19 protein-coding genes and 1 pseudogene are annotated in these 15,981 nt (G+C 71.4%); 8 read left to right on the forward strand and 12 right to left on the reverse strand.

Features of this window, described 5'->3' with window-relative positions:
- The 3 genes from RM780_RS22770 to RM780_RS22780 all read left to right on the forward strand — a co-directional run.
- A partial coding sequence (locus tag RM780_RS22770; RefSeq protein ID WP_311632722.1) for a DUF5753 domain-containing protein occupies positions 1-591 on the forward strand: 591 nt, incomplete at its 5' end.
- Complete coding sequence (locus RM780_RS22775; RefSeq protein WP_311632723.1) at positions 578-838, forward strand: DUF397 domain-containing protein; 261 nt, start codon at positions 578-580, stop codon at positions 836-838. The genes RM780_RS22770 and RM780_RS22775, both read left to right, overlap by 14 nt.
- A 159-nt stretch (positions 839-997) precedes the next feature.
- A complete protein-coding gene (locus RM780_RS22780; protein WP_311632724.1) occupies positions 998-1,912 on the forward strand; it encodes a phosphotransferase family protein in 915 nt (304 codons plus the stop codon).
- Between the two features lie 48 nt (positions 1,913-1,960).
- Here RM780_RS22780 and RM780_RS22785 read toward each other — a convergent pair whose 3' ends face one another.
- From RM780_RS22785 to RM780_RS22795, 3 genes are all read right to left on the reverse strand, one after another.
- On the reverse strand, positions 1,961-2,449 hold the full coding sequence (locus RM780_RS22785) for a hypothetical protein (protein ID WP_311632725.1): 489 nt from the start codon (positions 2,447-2,449) through the stop codon (positions 1,961-1,963).
- A 281-nt stretch (positions 2,450-2,730) separates the two neighbouring features.
- The gene (locus RM780_RS22790; protein ID WP_311632726.1) at positions 2,731-3,498 is read right to left on the reverse strand and encodes a hypothetical protein; all 768 of its coding nucleotides are present in this window, start codon (positions 3,496-3,498) and stop codon (positions 2,731-2,733) included.
- 162 nt (positions 3,499-3,660) lie between these two features.
- Positions 3,661-4,008 carry a C40 family peptidase gene (locus RM780_RS22795; protein WP_311632727.1) on the reverse strand — a complete coding sequence of 116 codons (348 nt, stop codon included), beginning with the start codon at positions 4,006-4,008 and terminating at the stop codon, positions 3,661-3,663.
- Between the two features lie 186 nt (positions 4,009-4,194).
- Here RM780_RS22795 and RM780_RS22800 point away from each other — a divergent pair, with 186 nt between their 5' ends.
- The 3 genes from RM780_RS22800 (at position 4,195) to RM780_RS22810 (ending at position 5,514) form a co-directional block, all read left to right on the forward strand.
- The gene (locus RM780_RS22800; protein WP_311632728.1) at positions 4,195-4,845 is read left to right on the forward strand and encodes an RNA polymerase sigma factor; all 651 of its coding nucleotides are present in this window, start codon (positions 4,195-4,197) and stop codon (positions 4,843-4,845) included.
- Positions 4,846-5,017: 172 nt separating this feature from the next.
- The gene (locus RM780_RS22805) at positions 5,018-5,188 is read left to right on the forward strand and encodes a hypothetical protein (RefSeq protein ID WP_311632729.1); all 171 of its coding nucleotides are present in this window, start codon (positions 5,018-5,020) and stop codon (positions 5,186-5,188) included.
- A gap of 71 nt (positions 5,189-5,259) precedes the next feature.
- Complete coding sequence (locus tag RM780_RS22810; RefSeq protein ID WP_311632730.1) at positions 5,260-5,514, forward strand: hypothetical protein; 255 nt, start codon at positions 5,260-5,262, stop codon at positions 5,512-5,514.
- 141 nt (positions 5,515-5,655) lie between these two features.
- Here the strand turns inward: RM780_RS22810 and RM780_RS22815 are convergent, their stop codons facing one another.
- The 3 genes and pseudogenes from RM780_RS22815 to RM780_RS22825 form a co-directional block, all read right to left on the reverse strand.
- Complete coding sequence (locus tag RM780_RS22815) at positions 5,656-5,985, reverse strand: hypothetical protein (RefSeq protein WP_311632731.1); 330 nt, start codon at positions 5,983-5,985, stop codon at positions 5,656-5,658.
- Positions 5,986-6,093: 108 nt separating this feature from the next.
- Positions 6,094-6,984, reverse strand: a pseudogene (locus RM780_RS22820) (IS256 family transposase); the annotation flags it as partial.
- On the reverse strand, positions 6,897-7,184 hold the full coding sequence (locus RM780_RS22825; protein WP_394813057.1) for a hypothetical protein: 288 nt from the start codon (positions 7,182-7,184) through the stop codon (positions 6,897-6,899). The gene RM780_RS22825 and the pseudogene RM780_RS22820, both read right to left, overlap by 88 nt.
- Before the next feature lie 245 nt (positions 7,185-7,429).
- Between RM780_RS22825 and RM780_RS22830 the strand changes: the two genes are divergently transcribed.
- Positions 7,430-8,038, forward strand: a complete 609-nt coding sequence (locus RM780_RS22830) for a YdeI/OmpD-associated family protein (protein ID WP_311632758.1) — start codon at positions 7,430-7,432, stop codon at positions 8,036-8,038.
- Positions 8,039-9,113: 1,075 nt separating this feature from the next.
- Here the strand turns inward: RM780_RS22830 and RM780_RS22835 are convergent.
- Together RM780_RS22835 and RM780_RS22840 are read right to left on the reverse strand one after the other, a co-directional pair.
- Entirely contained in the window at positions 9,114-9,776 is a 663-nt protein-coding gene (locus RM780_RS22835) for a class I SAM-dependent methyltransferase (RefSeq protein WP_311632732.1), read from the reverse strand.
- Positions 9,777-10,003: 227 nt separating this feature from the next.
- Positions 10,004-10,420 (reverse strand): MerR family transcriptional regulator, encoded by a 417-nt coding sequence (locus tag RM780_RS22840; protein ID WP_311632733.1) that lies wholly within the window; start codon positions 10,418-10,420, stop codon positions 10,004-10,006.
- A gap of 421 nt (positions 10,421-10,841) precedes the next feature.
- Between RM780_RS22840 and RM780_RS22845 the strand changes: the two genes are divergently transcribed.
- Positions 10,842-12,332, forward strand: coding sequence for a SulP family inorganic anion transporter (locus RM780_RS22845; RefSeq protein WP_311632759.1), 1,491 nt, complete (start codon positions 10,842-10,844; stop codon positions 12,330-12,332).
- Positions 12,333-12,392: 60 nt separating this feature from the next.
- Here the strand turns inward: RM780_RS22845 and RM780_RS22850 are convergent, their stop codons facing one another.
- The 4 genes from RM780_RS22850 to RM780_RS22865 form a co-directional block, all read right to left on the reverse strand.
- Positions 12,393-12,815: a VOC family protein gene (locus RM780_RS22850; RefSeq protein WP_311632734.1), complete on the reverse strand. Its 423-nt coding sequence runs from the start codon at positions 12,813-12,815 to the stop codon at positions 12,393-12,395.
- A gap of 182 nt (positions 12,816-12,997) precedes the next feature.
- A complete protein-coding gene (locus RM780_RS22855; RefSeq protein ID WP_311632735.1) occupies positions 12,998-13,576 on the reverse strand; it encodes a dihydrofolate reductase family protein in 579 nt (192 codons plus the stop codon).
- Positions 13,577-14,060: 484 nt separating this feature from the next.
- The gene (locus tag RM780_RS22860) at positions 14,061-14,939 is read right to left on the reverse strand and encodes a universal stress protein (RefSeq protein ID WP_311632736.1); all 879 of its coding nucleotides are present in this window, start codon (positions 14,937-14,939) and stop codon (positions 14,061-14,063) included.
- 78 nt (positions 14,940-15,017) lie between these two features.
- The gene (locus RM780_RS22865; protein WP_311632737.1) at positions 15,018-15,905 is read right to left on the reverse strand and encodes a universal stress protein; all 888 of its coding nucleotides are present in this window, start codon (positions 15,903-15,905) and stop codon (positions 15,018-15,020) included.
- Positions 15,906-15,981 lie beyond the last annotated feature (76 nt).

Here is a 15,981-nt window from a genome sequence, read left to right on the forward strand (position 1 = left end):
TTCGACCTGTACGTGGGTCTGGAAGAGGCCGCCGTGAGCCAGGATTCGTACCAGAGCGACATCATCCCGGGGCTGTTCCAGACCGAGGGCTACGCCCGCGACGTCATCCGTACGCATACCCGAGGGACTGGGGACGCGGAACTCGAAGGCCGAGTGCGCCTGCGCATCGAGCGGCAGACGATCCTCACCCGGGTAACGGCGCCGCTCACCCTGCGTGTTGCGTTGAGTGAGACGGTCCTGCGCCGTCCCGTTGGCGGACCGCAGGTGATGGCCCACCAGCTCGCGCATCTCGTGTACATGGCTGAGCGGCCCAATGTCACCCTGCGCGTCGTTCCGCTCTCCGCCGGCATGCATGACGGCGTGGCCACCGGTCCGTTCGTCATCCTGCGGTTCCCGCTCAACGGTGAAGGGAGGGAGACTGAACCGCCGACTGTCTACGCCGACGGGTACACGGGGTGCTTGTACCTGGATAAGCCGAATGAAGTGGAACAGTACGACGGGGCGTTCCGGAGAATCTGGGACGCCGCGCTCGATGATCGGGCGTCGCTGCGCCTGGTCGCTGAAGTGGCAGGGAGTTATGAACAGGGTTGATCTGCACAACAGCGCACCGTGGTCCAAGTCGAGCCACAGCAATGGGAACGGTGACTGCGTCGAAGTGGCGTTCGTCCGCTCCAGTTACAGCAATGGCATTGGTGAGTGCGTAGAGGTCGCCGATCTCGGCGGCAAGGTCGCGATGCGGGACAGCAAGCAGCACGAGGGCGCGGTCGTCGTCACCTCCTCCGAGGGGTGGCGCTCATTCGTCGCGCACGTGGTCAACGACGAGTTCGACAGGGCGTAAGCCCTCCACGCGACACGCGACACGCGACACGCGACACGCGCCCTCGCCGCTCGGCTGCGGCCGACGGGTGGGGGTGCGGTCGTTCCTCTCGGCCGCGCTCGTCAACCCGTCCCGCACTGGCGCGGGTCATGGCCCGCCTTCGTGGGCGAGCCTGGAGGCATGACAGCCCCGGCGTCCCTCCCCGGAGGGTTCGAGCAGACCGAGATGTACCGCCTCCTGGACCTGGCCTGCGCCGAGGCCGGGCTCGACAGCGCGGGCGCGGAGGTCCTGCGCGGGCAGACGAACGCCGTGATACGCCTCGAACGGGCGCCGGTCGTCGTAAAGATCGCCCGCCGCGGAACGCCCGTGGCCTCCGTGGCCCGCACGGTGGCGTTCGTCCGCTGGCTGACCGGCCTGGGCTTCCCCACCGTCCTGCTGCACCCGGGCATCGACCAGCCGGCCGTGATCGAGGGCCACCCGGTGACCTACTGGACCTACCTGCCCCAGCCGCCCCAGCCGGTCCAGCCGGTCCGCGCTGTCCAACTCGCCGGGCCCCTGCGGGCCTTGCACGGGCTGCCCGCCCCGCCGTTCCCCTTGCGGCCGTTGGACAACATCGCGGCCATCCGTGCCTCCCTGGCGGCGATCACCGCGCTCCCGGAAGAGGCCCTGCGCTTCCTGGCCGACCGGGCGGACGCGCTGGAAAAGGCCCTGACCACCGCCGAGTTCGCGTTCCCCGAGACCGTGCTGCAGGGCGACCCCCAGCACCGCAACGCCCTCCACGACGCGGGCGCGGTCGTGCTGTGCGACTGGGACACCGTCGCGTGGGGCCGCCCCGAGTGGGACCTGACCACCATCGAGATCCACTGCCGCCGCTTCGGCCACGGCCAGGCCCACTACCGGGCGTTCGCCAACGCCTACGGCTTCGACGTGCGCGACCTGCCCGCCTACCCGGTCCTGCGCGACATCCGCGAGCTGCGCATGATCACCACCAACGCCCGCAAGACCGCCCACACCCCCGGAACCCTCGCCGAGGTCCGCCGCCGCATCACCGGCCTGCGCCTCGAACAGGACGACCAGCCCTGGAACATCCTCTGACCGGCATGGCCCGGCCACGCGGCCTTGCCCTTCCGGAACGCGCTCTGCTCAACCTCGGCGCGTGGCGCCGTCCGGCCATACGACGTCCACGGGGATGCCCGCCGTTTGTGCTTCGAGGACGGTGTCGGCGGTACCGCCGCCCTTGCCGGTGGGCGGTTGGCCGTTCCATACGGCGACCAGGCGGTCGGCGCGTTCGATGAGCACGGCGTTGGCGGCCTCGTACGCCTGCCGGTTGGCTGTCTCGTGCGGGAGGACGAGGACTTCCTCGGCGGCTTCGACGAGCCGGTCGAAGAGGGCGGTGTGGTCGGGCTTGACCTTGTTCTGTCGGTAGTCCTGGGAGGGGATGACGACGGTGAGTCGTCCGCCGGCGGCGAGGACGGCTTCGGCGAAGAGGGAGTCGGAGCCCTTGGCGATGCAGGAAACGCCGATGAGGTCGTCGTTGGCGTACTGCTTGAGCAGGTCGTCCAGGGCAGTGCGGACCAGGGGGACGCTCTCCTCGGTGAGGTCCATGTGCCCGGTCACCGCGATGGTCGTCACGGTCGTCGTTCTCCTCTTCACGTCGACAGCAGGTCGCGGATCCTATCGCGGGCCCCTCGCACAGGGCGGGCCGCGACGGTGTGCGCGGACGGGGGCCTGAAAGCCCTCGTCTCCGAGTGGAGCACCGACCGCGCTGCGGCACCTCACATGACCATCCATCCGGCCGCCACCCCAGACGGCGAGCTCCCGAAGGGACATGTCATCGACAAGGCGGACTGCCGCATCGTGCTGCTGTTCACTGAGCCGAATGCTTAGCAGCACGAGATCTTGTCTCCCGGGGGCTACACCTGCGCGGCGTTCTCCACGCGGGTGAGGTGTTCGACCAGGGTGAGGACGGCCTGGCGGCTGTGTTCGGAGAGGGTGGCGGCTCCGAGGGCGATGCGGAGGGTCGTGTCCGTGTGGAGGGCGTCGAGGAGGGGGAGTTGCTGGAGGACGGTCGCCGCGGTGGTGGTGCGGGTGTCGTCGAGGTCGGCGGCGGCTCGGGTCAGGGTGCGGGCCGGTTCGCTGCGGAGGGCGTTGAGGAGGGGTGGGTCGTCGATGATGTCGTGGAGGGTCTGCTGCTGTTCGGGGTCCAGCGGAGCCAGGCGGAGGGCGGTCTCGCGGGCCTGGTCGCCGCCGGGACCGTCGAGCTGGCGGAGCCGGCCCAGCAGGTCCTGGACGGTGGCCAGATCGGCCTCGACGTCGGTGGCCCCGTGGAGCCGGATGTCGTGCACGCCCCTCTGCTTGAGGGCGTGGAGGAGTTCGAGCTCGGCTTCGAGGTACTCGAAGTCGGCGTTCTCGTCGGCGGCGAGGTAGGCGACGGGGACGTTGAAGAAGCGGGCCAGCGCGCGCAGGTGGTGAAGTTTCGGGTTGGTGGAGCGGCCCGTGGCGAGTTCCCAGAAGTAGGGGCCGGAGATGCTGGTCTCCGTCCGTTCGGAGATCAGCCGGGCCGTCATGTCGTAGGAGGGCGGCTGCTCGCCCCGTGGCGTCTTCAGCTCCCGCAGCCATTGCAGCTTCTCGGCGAGCGTCCGTTGCCGCTGCCGGGCCCGGTCGGTCGTTGAGCCCGGCATGGTCGGTTCTCCTTCCGGCGGCACTTTATCCGTGCTGATGTGCGATTCCAGAATCCGGGACTGCTGAATTCCCGGACGAGGTTAGCGGTTGATGTGCCGGGATCGCCGGTCGTGTCGCGCGGATGGCGGCACGTTTCGTGGAGTCAATCAGCGGATCGGGGGTCAGAGCGTGCCGGTCCCCGTGGCGCCGGGGAAGCCGGGTTCGGCCCATCCGAGGTAGGTGAGGTGCCAGCGGCCGTCGGTGAGTTCGTGGCGGGGGACGAGGGCGATGCGGCCTTCGCTCTCCCAGGTGTCGAGGATGTCGTTGCTGGCGACCAGGTCGTCGCCCAGGTGGAGCGCGACGTGGCCGGCGGGTCGGCCGGTGGCGTAGAAGAGGAGGGCGCCGGCGGGTGGCGCGGCGTCGTCCGGGTGGGCCAGGCCGAGGTCGGAGAGGCGGCGCCGCTCTCCGGGGGAGTTCTCTCGCTCGGGCCCATCGTCGCACCCGGCGGCCTCGGTGCCCGGCAGTCGCACGGGCCGAGCCGGGCGTTTACTCCGCGCGGGTGTCTCGGAGCCGTTGGCGGCCCGGGGGCCGGGCGATTCCTGGGAACTTTCCGCCGGTGTGGCTCACGCCGTCGCCCCGCGCCGAACTCTCTAGTGGTGTAAGGCGTTCGGCTCCAGGCCGCACGCACGCAGACGAGGTCGACAAGGAGTGGGCCTGTGGCACCAACCGAGACCGTCCGGGGTCCCGAGGAGCCCCGCCGCGGCAAGGCGCGCAAGCGCCTGCTGCCCGGGCAGCCGACCACGACGGAGGTTATCGGGAACGATCACACGGATCGCCTGCCGCCGGCGTGCAGGGATCAGTGGCGGCAGGTCCTCGGCATGAGGAAGGCGTGCCTGGTCCTCGCCTATCGATACGTTCCGCAGCACCAGTGCGAGGACGTGTGGCAGGAGACGAAGCTCGCGATGTGGCAGCTTCTGAAGAAGGGGCCGGTGGACAAGGTCGGCCCGTACGTGAGGCAGGTGTGCCGGAACAAGGCCCGGCAGCATCTGCGGGTCATCAAGGAGCGCGCCGAGCAGCTCATCGAGGACGCCGGGGAACTCGATACCGGGAGTGGGGGAAATCCGCCGCAGACCGACGGACGCCTGAAGGACCTCGTTCGCAGCTTCGACGGAGTCCTGTCGCCGCACGAGGCGCTGATCTGCGTTCTGAAGTGGGGCGTGGGGCTCGACGCCGCCGCGGTGGCCCGCCTGATCGGGCCGCCCACCACGGCCGCCGCGGTGCGCCAGGCCCTTCGCAGGGCCAGGGGCAAGCTCGAACGGCCCGGTGTCCGCGAACAGGTGGCCCGCCGGATCCGTGCCGACACCTGAGTCCCGGATCCCTTCCCGGATCCGCGCCCGTACCCCGGACACGATCGGGGGACTCGGGACGTGGATCCGAGTGGGGACCTGAAAGGGCTCCCAGCGTGGCCCGGGCGGCGGCTTGCACCATGCCCGGGCCGCAGTCGGCCCCAGTACCGGTATCTGAAGGAGGAAAAGGAGAGTGACCATTGTGGAATGGGTCCGCGCGCTGTTCGGCGCGATCGTGACCTGGTGCTACCGACGTTTCGACGCCCTGATCAGCCCACGACCGCCGCGCTCGCGGCAAGTTCGTCGTTCTGAGGACAAGGGTGGCGTGGCCGTGAGGGCTCTGGCCGACGTCAGGCGCAGCTGATGGCCGGATCGGGGGGCAAATGGGGGGATGGCCCCCCGATCCAGCCGCCGTCACCAACGCGGGAGAAGACGATGGAGCGCACCACCGGCGGAAAGTCCCGCCAACCGGAGCTCGAACTGCGCCGAGCGGGAAAGCAGGGCGGAGATGTCGGCCGCCACGGGCTCGCTCGTATCGGCCGCGCGGCGCTGCACGCCTGCCTGCTCCTCGCCGGCATTGCCGCGTGTCTGGCAGGCATTGCCCAACTCGTCAGAGGGCGGGTCGGCAGCGGCGACCTCTTCGGCGCAGCCGCCGCCGCGTGGACGGCGGCGGTGATGACTCGACCGTGAAGGAATGCGCCGTCTTCCCGGCGTCGTGCGGAGTAGGAAGACCGGGCCTACCCGCGTGGGCTTGCGATTCGGCCGCGCGGCGCGTCGGCTGCCGTCAGAGAGAGGAGTTGGGTAGTTCGGCGCCTGACGGTACCGCTGCGGTCAAGCGAAGACTTTCGAGACCCGGGCCGGAGGCGATCCGCTCCTGAGCCACTGGGCCCTGATGTGCACGGAGACTCGGGAGAATTCCTCCCGGCTGATCCCGTCGTCCTCGCGTTCGTAGCCGCCGTCCGAGTCCGATGGTTCCAACTTGCCGGTGGCCAGGGAAAGGCGCATGAGTCCAGAGGGGGTTCCATCGGGCGTGGCCGAAATGATCTCCTGCCCCTGAGGGTTGCGCAAGAGATGAAACTCCCGGTCGTCGCCGTCCAGGAAGACGCGGTAAAGGTGCGGCTTTTCGGTGCCGTTGACGAGCGAGGCAAAGAAGGAATTCATCACTGGTCTCCCTGTCACCGGCGGTATCCGCGGCCATCCCTGGCTGCAGCTCTTTCGTCCCAGGTGAGGGACTGTCAAACGAAATGGTGTATCTGGGTTGGTAGGGGGTTACTGACGGGCGGCGGTGAGGCGGCCGTCGAAGGTGATGTCGAAGGCGTTCGGAGCGGTCTTCCAGCGGCGGGTCCACCGCTTGCGGCCGGTGCCGGTGGGGTCCAGGGACATGATGGCCATGTAGACGCACTTCAGAGCGGCTTGCTCGTTGGGGAAGTGGCCGCGGGCCTTGACCGCACGGCGGATGCGGGCGTTCACGCTCTCGATCGCGCTGGTCGTGCAGACGATGCGGCGGATCTCGGCGTCGAACCGCAGGAACGGGGTGAACTCTCCCCCAGGCTTCGCCCGGGGGTACCCCCACCCGCGCGTTCTCCCACAACCTGACCACGGCTGGATACTTGCCGCCCCAGGCGTCGGGGAACTCGGTGAACCGCTCCAGGGCGGCGTCCTCGGTAGGGGCGGTGCAGAGGGGCTTGAGCGCGCGTGACATCTTCTCCCGGTCCTGCCGGGCCGCGTAGCGGAAGGAGGCAGCAGGAGGTGGACCACGCGGGTCTGGACGATGATGGCCGGCCACACGGTGCCGACCGCGTCGGGCTGGCCCTTGAGCCCGTCGCAGACGAGCATCAGCACGTCCTGGACACCGCGGTTCTTGATCTCGGTGAGGATGGCCAGCCAGTGCTTGGCGCCCTCCCCGCCGTCGCCGGCCCACAACCCGGGGATGTCGCGGGTGCCCTCGGCCGTGACGGCCAACGCGACATAGATGGGTCGGTTGGCGACCGCGCCGTCGCGGATCTTCACGTGGACGGCGTCGATGAAGACCACTGGATAGACCGGATCGAGCGGGCGGTTCTGCCACTCGGTCATGCCGTCCATGACCTTGCCGGTGATCGTGGAGATCGTCTGCCGGGAGACCTCGGCACCATAGACCTCGGCCAGGTGGACCCGGCGTCCCTCACCCGGCGCCCGGCCGCGCTGCGCAGCCGGGCGGTCGGCCTGGCGCCGGCCGGTATCTGCGCGATCTGCTCGGTGAACGACCGGCGCGGGCAGTCGGCCTCCCGGCAGATCCAGCGGCGCTTGTGCCAGCGGAACTCCAGCCCGCTCTCGCCGTACGGAAGGTCGCGGGGGCGGGTGACCGCGGAGCCCTTCATTCGGGTGGCGAAGACTCCGCAGGTCGGGCAGGCCCTGGCGGTCTCATCGGCGGTGACCAGGCGAACTCGGCGTCGTCCGTCGGCCAGCCGCTCAATCCGCGCGACGGACACCCCGTCGAGGTCGAGCAGCAACGTCGTATCGTTGAGCAAGTCCGTGGCTCCTGCCTGATCGTTCTGCGTAGGGAACAGAGATGATCACGCAGGTCCACGGGCATCCTGCCTTTGGGACCGTGCCCGAATGCGTCATGACGACCGGCCAGGTGTGGTTCGCTGCTGGGGTGACTCAGGACTTGGAGATCGTCGCATTCGAATCCGCCGAGGCATTCGAGGCGTGGCTCGGCGAGAACCACGCCGTCTCGCCCGGCATCTGGCTCAAGCTTCGCAAGAAGGGCCCCGGAATCGTCGCGCTGGACTACGCCCAGGCGCTCGACGTGGCACTCTGCTACGGCTGGATCGACGGCCAGAAGGCCAAGTTCGACGACCAGTGGTGGCTCCAGCGGTTCACCCCGCGCAAGCCGAGCAGCAAGTGGTCCAAGGTCAACCGGGACAAGGTGGCCGCCCTGATCGAGCAGGGCCGGATGCATCCGCCGGGGCAGGCCGAGGTCGACCGCGCCAAGGCAGACGGCCGCTGGGAGGCGGCCTACGACGGCGCGAAGACCGCCACGGTGCCGGACGACCTCGCGGCGGCCCTGACCGCCGACCCGGACGCGGCGGCGTTCTTCGAGACGCTGGACCGGCAGAACCGCTACGCGATCCTGTACCGGGTCCAGGACGCCAAGAAGGCCGAGACCCGGGCGCGCCGGATCGAGAAGTACGTAGCGATGCTGGCGAGGGGCGAGAAGCTGCACCCGTAGTCGCGGAGAGGGTCCGTGCCCGTGTGGTGCCCTGGGCTCCCGGCGCGCCTGCGGCCCCGGCAGCAGCCACCAGGTGCTCTCACTGAGCATGACGAAACGTCAGAGGCCCTGAGCAGGCGCACCGCTCGAGATCGAAGTCCCGGTAAAGCTGCTGGTCAAGCCCGCCTTCGAGGGGAAGAAAGGAGTCGATTTTGCAGCGACCCGGCGGTAGTGCATCTGCGCTGGTCAGAGCGTCGGAGGTGCCCCTCATGGCCTATGAGGGTAGTCGGCAGCTTAGCGGCGATCCTCAGGGGCGGAAGAGGACTGGCCACCGGCCCTCGTCTTGGGGCACGGTGCGCCCGCGGGCGTAGTGGGCGTCGCAGTCGGTCGCTCCGGGCGCCCGTGGGGCAGGTGTGGGACGCTGGCGGCGCCCTGAGACGTTCTGGCTGGTCAGGAGGGCGTCCGGCGTGGACTGCAAGTCTGCCGGCTCAGCCTTCCCGGGTTCGAATCCTGGCGCCGCCACACCAAAACCACGGCGGCACCACTTCGGCGGGGCGCGCCGCGGCGTAGAGGAGGCCGCGCGGGACTTGGCCGCGGACCGACTCCCCGTGCGGGTGACCGCGTGGATGCCGGGGCCGAGGTTGCGGACCACGAGGGTTGATGAGGACCCCGAAGGTGCAGCCCTTCCAGCCGGAGCCGATTCCAGCAGTCCGGCGGTAGTGCTTCTGTGCACGTCAGAGCCTCGGGTGAGGGTTGCGGTCAGCGTCGCCATCCTGGTGGATGGCTCGGGCGCGGGAGGTGCGAACGCGCTTGTCCGGCACGGGATTCGGGAGCGGCCGACCGTCAGCGGTGCCGTACCGGCCGGGGGACGGCGGGCAGGCCGGTCAGCCCGGGAGTGCTCCTGTTCGTGTCGCGAGGTCGCGAAGTCGCGCAGGCCCGGGAGGTGGTGGGGGAGTGGAGGAGGCCGGTGGTGACCAGGCGGAGGGAGCGGCGGCGGGCCTGTCCGGGGGCGCCGGGGCCGAGCCCAGGGTGGTTCCCAGGGAGCGGGACGGAGGGGTGACGCCGTCGGCGGTGATGTCCGGGGCGGGTAGCGCGGTCATCGGGGCAGGGTCTGGGTGACGCGCCACAGGCGGCGGGGCAGGCCGCCCTCCTCGAAGGCGTGGACCTCGTTGAGGGTCCAGCCGTCGGCGAGGGCGTCGACCAGGGCGCGGTCGAAGAAGTGGACGGCGAAACCGCCGTGCTCCCAGATTCCGTCTCCGTGGGCGGTGCCGGCGCCGTGGTGGGCGTCGCCGGTGTGCCGGACGGTGTAGAGCAGGATGCCGCCGGGCCGCAGGACGCGGCGGATCTCGCCGACCGCCGCGTGGATCTCCTTCGTGGACAGGGCCATGCACAGCAGCATGTGCGCGAAGACCGCGTCCACGGAGGCGTCCGGCAGCGGCAGCGGGTCGCGCACGTCGTGGACCGTGGTGGCGAGCCGCTCCTGGACTCCCTGGGCGCGGGCGGAGTCGCGCAGTTGCTCCAGGCCGTTGGGGCTGAAGTCGGTGGCCCGGACGGTGAAGCCCTCGCGGGCGAAGTACAGGGCGTCGCGTCCGTGCCCGGCGCCGAGTTCCAGCACGTCCCGGGCCCCGGCCGCGCGAAAGGCGCCGGCCGCGTGGACGGCCGGCGCGGAGGGCTGCTCACCGTACATGCCGGGGTGGGCGGTGTAGGTGTCCTGCCAGTGCCGCCGCTGGATCTCGGCCAGCTCCTGCTCGTCCGCCACGGTCCTCGGCCTTCCGTTTCGTGTCCCGGGCGCAGCAGCTTAGATGTGCCGTTGCCCTGGCCGGTCATCCGAGGGGTACGCACCGCGCGGGCAGCTCCTCGACGCCGTCGACGCCGCGGACACCGCGACCGCCCGCGCAGCGGGACTCAGCACACCGGCGATCAGTGTCCGACCAGCGCCGACGGGCAGCCATCGGCGACCCGCTGCGCCGGCCGGCGGCCGGAAGATCAGGAGGAGACCCCCTGCTGAGGGCAGGAGTTCTCCAGCCGGGCGGCGAGGGTAGCGGCGAAGTCCTCGGCGCGGGACAGCTGGACGCGCAGCTTCTCCACCTGCTCGGCCGCGGCCTGCTGGTACTCGCGCACGCGCTCCAGAAGATCCTCGCGCCGGCCGGCGTCGAGGGTGCCGGCGTCGAGGCGGTCGGTGAGGTCCAGCAGGTCGCGCATCTGCTCCAGGGTGAAGCCCAGCGGCTTCATCCGGCGGATCACCATGAGCCGGGCGACATCCGCCTCGGTGTAGAGGCGGAATCCGCCCTGGGACCGGGCGGAGGGGATGACCAGGCCGGTCTCCTCGTAGTGCCGGATGGTGCGCAGGGACAGCTCCGTCCGCGCGGCGACCTCGCCGATCTGCATGTGCTCATCGTTCACGCCCGTGGTCCCGGCCCTTCTCCTCGGAGCGGGCCGCGTCCCGCGCGACCCCACCAGTCTTTACCCTAACGTTAGGGTAGAGTTGCTGGCCGTGAGAGCGGCCCGGCCGTTCCGCCGCTGCCGTTCCGGGGCCGATGACGCCCCCGGCGAAGATCCGATCCTGCGGGAGAGAGCGTGCGCGAGCCCGTGACGCCGATCGCCGCCGCCTGCCCGCCGTGAGGCCTCGCCCCCGGACGTGAGCCGCCGGCCGCCCGCGCGTGCCGCCCCGCTTCTCGTCCTTCGCCTCCGACTTCCGGCCCCGTCCCGCGGGCCGTCCGCGCGGTGCCGACCCGGCCCTGCGCGTCATTCCCGCACGCCCCGGCCTGCCTTGAAGGGGTGTGCCCGAGCACGACAGGTACGCATCATCGTGTCTTCCGCTGCTGTGACTCCCTCCGCGCGGCTGCGCGGCCTGAAGCCGGACTGGCTGAGGGATCCGAAGGTCTGGCGCACCGAGGTCCTCGCGGGCCTCGTCGTCGCCCTGGCGCTGATTCCCGAGGCGATCTCCTTCTCCATCATCGCGGACGTCGACCCGGCGGTCGGTCTGTTCGCCTCGTTCACCATGGCCGTGGTCATCTCGGTCGTCGGCGGACGGCGGGCGATGATCTCCGCCGCCACCGGCGCCGTCGCCCTCGTGATCGCTCCTCTGAACCAGGAGTACGGCCTGGGCTATCTGGTCGCCGCCGTCATCCTCGCCGGCGTCTTCCAGGTCCTCCTGGGCGCGCTCGGAGTGGCGAAGCTCATGCGGTTCATTCCGCGATCGGTGATGGTCGGCTTCGTCAACTCCCTCGCCATCCTGATCTTCATGGCTCAGGTCCCCGAGATGCACGACGTCCCGTGGGCCGTCTACCCGCTGCTCGCCGGCGGCCTGGCGCTCATGGTCCTCTTCCCGAAGATCACCACGGTGGTCCCCGCGCCCCTGGTCTCCATCGTCGTCCTCACCGTCATCACGGTCGCGGCCGGCATCGTCGTGCCGACGGTGGGCGACAAGGGCGAACTGCCGTCCTCCCTGCCCGCGCCCGGCCTGCCGGACGTGCCCTTCACCCTCGACACGCTCACCACCATCGCCCCCTACGCGTTCGCGATGGCGCTGGTCGGCCTGATGGAGTCGCTGATGACCGCCAAGCTGGTAGACGACCTCACCGACACCCACTCCAACAAGACCCGCGAGTCCATCGGGCAGGGCGTCGCCAACGTCGTCACCGGTTTCTTCGGCGGCATGGGCGGCTGCGCCATGATCGGCCAGACGATGATCAACGTGAAGGTCTCGGGTGCCCGCACCCGCGTCTCGACCTTCCTCGCCGGCGTGTTCCTGATGGTGCTGTGCATCGTCTTCGGCCCCGTCGTGTCGGACATGCCCATGGCCGCACTCGTCGCCGTCATGATCATGGTGTCGGTCGCCACCTTCGACTGGCACTCCGTCGCACCCCGGACGCTGAGGCGGATGCCCGCCGGCGAGATCGGCGTCATGGTCATCACCGTGGTCGCCGTGGTGGCCACCCACAACCTCGCCATCGGCGTCGTCGTCGGCTCCGTCACCGCCATGGTCGTCTTCGCCAGGCGCGTCGCCCACTTCACCGAGGTCACCGCCGTGGTCGACCCCGACGGCAAGACCGTGGTCTACCGGGTCACCGGCGAGCTGTTCTTCGCCTCCTCCAACGACCTCGTCGGCCAGTTCGACTACGCGGGCGACCCGCAGAAGGTCGTCATCGACCTGTCCGCCGCCCACGTCTGGGACGCCTCCTCCGTCGCCGCCCTCGACGCCATCGAGACCAAGTACGCGCAACGCGGCAAGACGGTGGAGATCACCGGCCTGAACGACTCCAGCGCCGACCTCCACGGAAAGCTCACCGGCGAACTCGCCGGCAGCCACTGACTCCCGCACGACACGGTCACAGCGAAGGGCCCCGGCCGGTCGGGCCGGGGCCCCGTCTCCTTACGCCGCCGAAGGGCCACGGTAGGTGCCGAAGGTCCACAGGTTGCCCTCCGGATCCCGCACCGTGCACACGTACGCCGCCGCTCCCGACCCGAACCGGGTCTCATGCGGCGCCTCAAGAACCTCGCCGCCGGCGTCGACCACCCGCCGGTGCACCACGTCCACGTCCTCGGCGACCACGTACACCGCGCTGGTGCCCGCCCGCATCCGCCCGTGCACGCTCTCCGTGTGCCTGGTCGAGCCGAACACCAGCGCACCACCGCCGGGCCAGCGCAGCTCCGCGTGCCCGATCCCGCCGTGCTCGTCCGGCGCGGCGACCGCCTGCTCGAACCCCAGCACGTCGACCAGGAAGCGCAACGCCGCTCTCGTGTCGTCGTAGTGCAGGACCGGCCAGACGGAGGACAAGGAGGCATCGGGCGACATACCGCTCATCGTAGGTGCGGGCAACCACGCCCCAGGAGCCCCGGGGGCCGCGACGTTCCCGCCCGAGGCCGACGAGGTCGAGCGTCGCCCTCGCCCCCTGTCCTGCCGGGCCGAGCCCGGCTCACCCGGCCGACCGCTGGCGGCGCCGGCCTCTCGGGAGTCCGGCGCGGCGGGTGGCGGGGTCAGCGGTGGGGGGTGGGCCGGTAGATGAGCTGTTGGGTGTGGGTGTCGAAGGTGTGGTGCTCGATCAGTTCGAGGTCGAAGTCGGCCGCGCCGGCGAAGATCGGGTCGGTTCCTGTCCGGCCTGTGATCACGGGGAAGATCGTCACCTGGACGCGGTCGACGAGCCCGGCGGCCATCAGTGCCCGGTTCAGCGACAGGCTGCCGTGCGAGCGCAGCGGCACTTCGGATTCGGCCTTGAGCCGGGTGACGATCTCGGCTGCGTCGCCGGAGGCGATGGTCGCGTCGGGCCAGTCGAGGGGTCCTGCGAGGGAGGTGGAGACCACCGTGGTCGGCATGCTGCGCATCCGGGAGTTGACCGGGTCGAGGTCGGCCTCCGGGATCGGGCCCAGCAGTTCGGCGAACTGCCGGAAGGTGTTGGCCCCGAGCACCAGCCGCTGCTCGTCGCTGATGACGGCGAGGCGGTTGTCGAGGAACTGCGGGCCCTGTTTGCCCCAGTAGCCGCCCCAGTCGCCGTCGGGGCCGTAGGAGCCGTAGCCGTCGAGGGTGGAGAAGACGTCCCAGGTGTAGGTGGCGGTCATGATGCGCTCCTGGCGTTCGGTCGATGGCGTGTTGTGCATACAGACGCGGATCGATGCCGAAACTCATCGCCCTGAGGGCTCTGGGATTCGATCGTCTTCGGTGCGGGACGGGGAGCGGGGACGGCGGCCGGGCGGGTCACCGGGCGACAACCCGGGCGCGCGACGCGAAAGCGGGCGCCGGAGCGGGCCCGGCCGGGGCGGCGGGCGCCGTTGTCCGTAGGCGGCCGGGGCGGGCGCTGCGCTGTCGGTCGAGGGTCACGCTGCGGGAAGGCGGGCCGCGGGATTGGGAGCCCGCGGGCCGCGCAGGGCGTGCGGATGGCATGGCTGGCGGATCCCGCACGTCCGGGTTGATCAGCCCGGGCGAAGTCGCCAGTTCGTCGCCGGGTGACGTACGAGAGGGCCGTGTGCCCGGAGCGTCTCCCTCGTCCGCCGTGTGGCAGGCCCTCTCCCTGCCGATGCCGGCGGGCGGACCGTCCGGTCGTGGTCAGTGCCGGTCGCGGACGACGGCGAGGGGGCAGTGGGCGTGGTGGAGCAGGGCCTGGCTGACCGAGCCGAGGACGAGGCCGGCGAAGCCGCCGTGGCCCCGGGCGCCGAGGACGAGGAGGCCGGCGGTGCGGCTGGCGTCGATCAGGGTCTCGCGGGCGTTGCCGCGCACGAGGGTGCGCCGGACGGGGACGTCGGGGTATTTCCCGGACAGGCCCGCGACGGCCTCGGCGAGCAGGCGCTCTTCGGCGGCGGCCAGGTCGCCGGGCGGGGCGGCGTAGACGTGAGCGGGGTCCCGAGGCGGGGGGACGGGGGCGTTCCAGGGGGTCCAGGCGTGCAGGGCGACCAGTTCGACGCCCCGCAGCGCCGCCTCGGCGAAGGCGAACTCGGTCGCCGCGGCGTTCGCCGGGGAGCCGTCGGTGCCCAGGACGACGGGCCCGGCCGCGGCGGGCTCGCCGCGCACGACGAGGAGCGGGCAGTGGCCGTGCGCGGCCAGGTCCACGGCCGTCGATCCCACCAGCAGGCCGGTGAAGCCGCCCAGGCCCCGGGTGCCGACGACCATGAGCGAGGCGTCGCGCGACTGGGCCCGCAGAACGGCCGACGGGCCGCCGGTGACCAGGGCGGTGGCGATCGGCACGTCGGGGGCGACGGCCCGGGCCCGTTCCACCGCCTGTGCGACCAGCCGGTCGGCGGCGTTCCGCAGGCCGCTCCCGGGCGGCCCGAACGGCGGGGGGCCCAGCTCGGCGTGCATCGCCGGCCAGATGAAGGCGTGCACCACCCGCAGCCCCACGCCGCGCAGTTGTGCCTCCCGCGCCGCGGTCTCCACGGCGGCCAGGCCCGAGGCCGAGCCGTCCACTCCCACTACTACCGGGCCGCTCATCGCTGCCTCCTCGTTGTTTCCGTTTGTGTCGGTGCCCGGGGGGAGGGCCGGGCGGCCCTCCCCCCGGGGCGGGCGTTCTCAGTCGTGGGGGACGACGGCCAGCGGCGCCGGCGCGTGGTGCATCAGCGCGTGCGCGACCGGGCCGATGTGCGCGCCCGTGCGGGAGCGGCGGTTGCGGCGGCCCACGACGACCAGGGCCGCCTCCGCCGCCTCGGCGAGGAGCCGCTGCGCGGCACCGCCCTCGGCCGGGATCTCCCGCACCCGCACCGCGGGGTGCTTCTCCCGCCACGGGCGCACGGCCTCGGACAGTCGGCGGGTCCAGTCCCGGGCCTCGCGCGTGATGAAGTCGGGCTCCACCGGCGGGTAGAGGCCGTAGCTGTGCGGCAGGTGCCAGGCGGTGAGGATGCGCAGCGGTACTCCGCGCAGCTCGGCGGCGCGGAAGGCGAAGGCCAGCACGTCCTCGGCCGGGTGCCGCAGGTCGAGGCCGACCAGGACGTCGCCCGCGGGGTCGGGGGCGGGGGCGTCGGCCGTTGCGCGGACCAGAACGACCGGGCAGCGGGCGCGGGCCACGGTGAGCTGGGCGACGGAGCCGACCAGGAAGCCTTGCACGGCGCCCAGCGCCCGGGACCCGAGGACCAGCAGTTCCGCCTGCTCGGACGCCTCGGTGAGCACCTGCGCCGGGACGCCGGTGGGCTGTTCGCGAACGGCCCGCAGCCCCGGATAGCGCAGGGTCAGGCGGCCGATCTCGCCGCGGGTGCTGCTGTCGGCCCAGGTGCGGAGCGCGGCGTAGTCCGGTTCCCGGGGCTCGGGGGCCTGGGGTATGGCCCGCACGAGCAGCACGCGCAGCGGGAGTTCGCGGAGCAGGGCCTCGCGGGCGGCCCAGTCGGCCGCCGCACGGCTCGCGTCGGATTCGTCCAGGCCCACCGTGACGGTGGGGAGGGAGTGCGGGGCCGCGTCGGGAAACATGCGTCGGTCTCCTCGGGAGGGGCGCCGCCGGGGTGGCCGGCGGCGCCCGGCGAACGGGGTTTCGGGTTCCGCGCGG

The sequence above is a fragment of the Streptomyces boetiae genome (assembly GCF_031845405.1).
Taxonomy (GTDB): Bacteria; Actinomycetota; Actinomycetes; order Streptomycetales; family Streptomycetaceae; genus Streptomyces; species Streptomyces boetiae.